General features: G+C 46.1%; 6 protein-coding genes. All 6 read right to left on the bottom strand.

What is annotated here, in order from left to right; translation table 11 throughout:
* Positions 1-191: precorrin-2 dehydrogenase/sirohydrochlorin ferrochelatase family protein (locus B3O33_RS08455; RefSeq protein WP_292363393.1), on the bottom strand; the 191-nt coding region annotated here is incomplete at its 3' end.
* Between the two features lies 1 nt (position 192).
* Positions 193-969 carry a DUF1223 domain-containing protein gene (locus B3O33_RS08450; RefSeq protein ID WP_292363391.1) on the bottom strand — a complete coding sequence of 259 codons (777 nt, stop codon included), beginning with the start codon at positions 967-969 and terminating at the stop codon, positions 193-195.
* 26 nt (positions 970-995) lie between these two features.
* Positions 996-2,078 carry a tRNA pseudouridine(13) synthase TruD gene (gene truD / locus B3O33_RS08445; RefSeq protein WP_292360008.1) on the bottom strand — a complete coding sequence of 361 codons (1,083 nt, stop codon included), beginning with the start codon at positions 2,076-2,078 and terminating at the stop codon, positions 996-998.
* Positions 2,075-2,557: a 2-C-methyl-D-erythritol 2,4-cyclodiphosphate synthase gene (gene ispF, locus B3O33_RS08440; protein ID WP_292360009.1), complete on the bottom strand. Its 483-nt coding sequence runs from the start codon at positions 2,555-2,557 to the stop codon at positions 2,075-2,077. The genes truD and ispF overlap by 4 nt, the downstream gene beginning before the upstream one ends.
* Positions 2,554-3,267 (bottom strand): 2-C-methyl-D-erythritol 4-phosphate cytidylyltransferase, encoded by a 714-nt coding sequence (gene ispD / locus B3O33_RS08435; RefSeq protein ID WP_339612346.1) that lies wholly within the window; start codon positions 3,265-3,267, stop codon positions 2,554-2,556. Before ispD ends, ispF begins: the two co-directional genes overlap by 4 nt.
* Positions 3,254-3,364, bottom strand: a complete 111-nt coding sequence (locus B3O33_RS08430; RefSeq protein ID WP_292363435.1) for a septum formation initiator family protein — start codon at positions 3,362-3,364, stop codon at positions 3,254-3,256. The genes ispD and B3O33_RS08430 overlap by 14 nt, the downstream gene beginning before the upstream one ends.
* Between the last annotated feature and the right edge of the window lie 7 nt (positions 3,365-3,371).

Below are 3,371 nucleotides of genomic sequence, written 5' to 3'. Positions count from 1 at the left end.
CAGTTTATCTTGCCCCGATAGTCTGCATCTTCCAATAACTGACGCGACATCTCGGCAATTTCAGGGGCAATAATGGTGACCATTGACTGAGCTTTTAATAATAAGCCGGCTTTGCGGGCGGCAATTTCGCCACCACCAACTACCAGACACTGACGATTTTTTAAATCAATAAATATAGGTAAATAGTCCATCTTACTTCTGTTGTGTTAAAGGTAATTCAACGGCTTGCAAGATATAACCGTCGGATAAATTTTGAATAAGTGCCACCAGTTTCAGTTTATCCTGCTGCCAGTCTGGAATAAGTTTCAGCTGATGTTCGATAAATGTTTCACCGGAAGGATCCAGATCAAACGGACCAAGCCATTCCCTAACCAGATTTTGATGGTTGAATGTTCGCCCGGCATTATCTCCGCCCTGCACATCACTGAGCACATCATCTTCAGTGATCGCGATATATACTTTACTGTGTTGACGATTTTCTTCACCAGTCACCTGACTACGACTATCAATCATGAGTGCATCATCTATCAGATAGGCTCTCAGGCGAATCTGCGCCTGAGCATCAAACTCATTGAGAAAGCTAACCGCCTCATTGAAATTCTCTCGCCAGTTTGGCAAAGACTCACCGCTTAAAACAAACTCTGGCGTATAAATGGTCTGATATCGATTCAGTAAAGCCAGTTGTTTCTGTCGTTCGGAAAATTCCGGCTTGGCAAAAACATCTACCCAACCTTTTTTGTCATTCAGGTAATCAATATGAAAGCCTAAAACAATATAATTAAGCTCAGTTTGCTGCTGATATAACCAGCGTTCCGCGGGAGGACAAAGACCACAACCTTCCGAGGTAAATAATTCCAATACTGCGGTATGTTTAGCGCTACTCGAAGCCTGCCAGCGATCTACTGCCTGAGCACTTAATGGCAGAAAGACCAGAGCCAGCCAAAAAAGCCTATGCATGGAGAGATTCATATCAGCCTCCTTCAGTTCACTGAATCCTATTCACTAAGACTCGGTAATACTGTGGAAATTTTCTGCGACATATCCTGAATTTCAGCCAGTTCACGCAGAACAGCCGTAGCATAACTGCCCGGTCCCAACTCAAACTCTAACAGCAAACTGGTTTCATTGATAAATTGCCATTTCAATTGTTGCGGAAATAGTCGCAGTGCCCGACGTTCCTGATTTAATCCCAGCTTTTCCAATTGTCGCTGCCAATCCTGCCAATCTGTCAAAACGGTTTGTTCGAGCATAAGAGTCTCTGCCTTGCTGATGGCTTCGCCTTTTCCCCACAATGGACCGGTCGGATGAATGTCCATGTCTTTGATCCGCTGTTGAAGCACAGCATCTTTGATTTCTGCGACAAAATAACTGGCCCGTGTGCCGGCCAGCAACATCACATCGCCTGCAAGCATTTCATCCCAGTTGCCTTGTCGGATTCGTTCAGCCAGCACCAGATTAAACAACCAGGAACGTGCCGCTGAAATAATAATACTGCGTTGATTACGTTTTTTCGGCTCTGTTCCCTCGATGAACCATTGCTCAGCTTTTTTCAGATTGTTGCCAAAATGGCCAAAGCGTTGTTCAGCAAAATAATTTGGTACGCCCTGCTCAGCGATTGTTTGCAGATTTTGTTCCCAGACAGTCTGTTCGCCCGTAATGTTGGTTAACCGCAGTCGAAAACGATTTCCGGCAAGTGCACCTCGCTTGAGTTTTTTGCTATGGCGAACCGCTTTAAGAATTTTGATTTGCTCATTTTCAAATGCTAACCAGTCAGGTTCCGGCAATCCCTGTAAATTGACACTGAACCATTGAGAGGTCACGGCATGACGGTCTTTGAGTCCGGCGTAACCAACAGCAACCGGCGAGACACCTGCGAAACGGGCAATTTCCTGTGCCAGCCAATCGGTATTGGTATCGGTTTTCTGGACATACAACCAGACATGCGATCCTTCACCTTCGGGTGAAAACGGCAAATGCTCTTCTACTTCAAAATAAATGGCTTTTTCGCGCAATTTGCCCGTGCAACCAGCTGCACTGGCTGATTGCCGCGGCAAGGATAAATAATCAAAATGTTTCAAACTGATTCAGCCTTTTTAATCAGCGCAACAGCATGGGCAGCAATACCTTCTTTGCGACCAGCAAACCCGAGTTTTTCGGTAGTAGTGGCTTTTATATTAATTGCTGAGGATTCAATATGCAGATCCGCGGCCAGCAGCTCACGCATCTGTGGAATATAAGGCGCCAGCTTCGGTGCCTGTGCTACCACTGTGGCGTCCACATTGCCAACCTGCCAGCCGGCATTGGTCAAATCATCATATACTCGCCGTAACAACACCCGACTATCGATCCCGGCATATGTCATATCATTATCTGGAAAATGATGACCGATATCCCACCATCCGGCAGCCCCCAGCAAAGCATCACATAACGCGTGAATAAGTACATCACCATCAGAATGTGCTTCCAGACCATGAGAGTGCGGAATAGTTACGCCACCGATAATCAGTACACAGTTTTCGGCAAAACGATGTACATCATAGCCATGACCAATTCTCATGGGGCTTCTCCATTTTCTTGTTGCTGTAAAAACAATGCGGCTAATGCCAGATCCTGCGGCAAGGTAATTTTGATGTTGTCAGCATGACCGGCAATCATTTTCGGGTTATACCCCATAAATTCCATGGCGCTGGCTTCATCTGTAATCCTGATACTGGCCTGTTTAGATTGACTTAAGGCTTCAGACAAAACATTTAAACGAAACATCTGTGGGGTGGCAGCTCGCCATAATCCGCTTCGATCAACTGTCGCCTGGATAGTGTTATTTTCATCGACACGTTTGACAGTTTCCGTTAACGCTACGCCCAGGATACCACCCACCGGGTCATTGCCTAGCTGTTGTAACATCTCATCAATATCGCTATGCCGTATGCAGGGACGCGCCGCATCATGCACTAATACCCAGGGATCATTTTCAGTCAGTGTCTGTAAAAACTGTAAGGCATTGCTGACCGAGTCAGCCCGCTCCACGCCCCCTATGGTCGTATGGATCTGCCAGTGTGGTGGTAAATTCAAAGAAGGCCAATATGGGTCGTTAGCGGATAAAGCGATAACAATCCCTTCAATTCGTGGATGGTTAGCCAGCCGACTCAACGTATGAAATATAACGGGTTGATCATTGAGCAATAAATACTGCTTAGGTCGATCAGACTGCATTCTGCTGCCAATACCCGCTGCCGGGACGACTGCCCAGACTTTATTGCTCATCATCTGGAATATCGATTATATGAAAAAAAGTCTCTTCGGGTTTGACCATCCCCAGTTCACTACGAGCACGCTCTTCGAGTGCATCCAGGCCACTTTTCAAATCAGCA

Origin of the sequence: Methylophaga sp. UBA1464, assembly GCF_002325665.1 — a bacterium.
In the GTDB taxonomy this organism is placed as follows: domain Bacteria; phylum Pseudomonadota; class Gammaproteobacteria; order Nitrosococcales; family Methylophagaceae; genus Methylophaga.
Note: the sequence above shows the minus strand (reverse complement) of the source record. Positions and strands in the feature narration are given on the sequence as shown.

Coding starts and splice junctions, on each gene's coding strand:
- ispF (WP_292360009.1), bottom strand. CDS start 2,557: ATGAGAATTGGTCATGGCTATGATGTACATCGTTTTGCCGAAAACTGT.
- ispD (WP_339612346.1), bottom strand. CDS start 3,267: ATGATGAGCAATAAAGTCTGGGCAGTCGTCCCGGCAGCGGGTATTGGC.
- B3O33_RS08450 (WP_292363391.1), bottom strand. CDS start 969: ATGAATCTCTCCATGCATAGGCTTTTTTGGCTGGCTCTGGTCTTTCTG.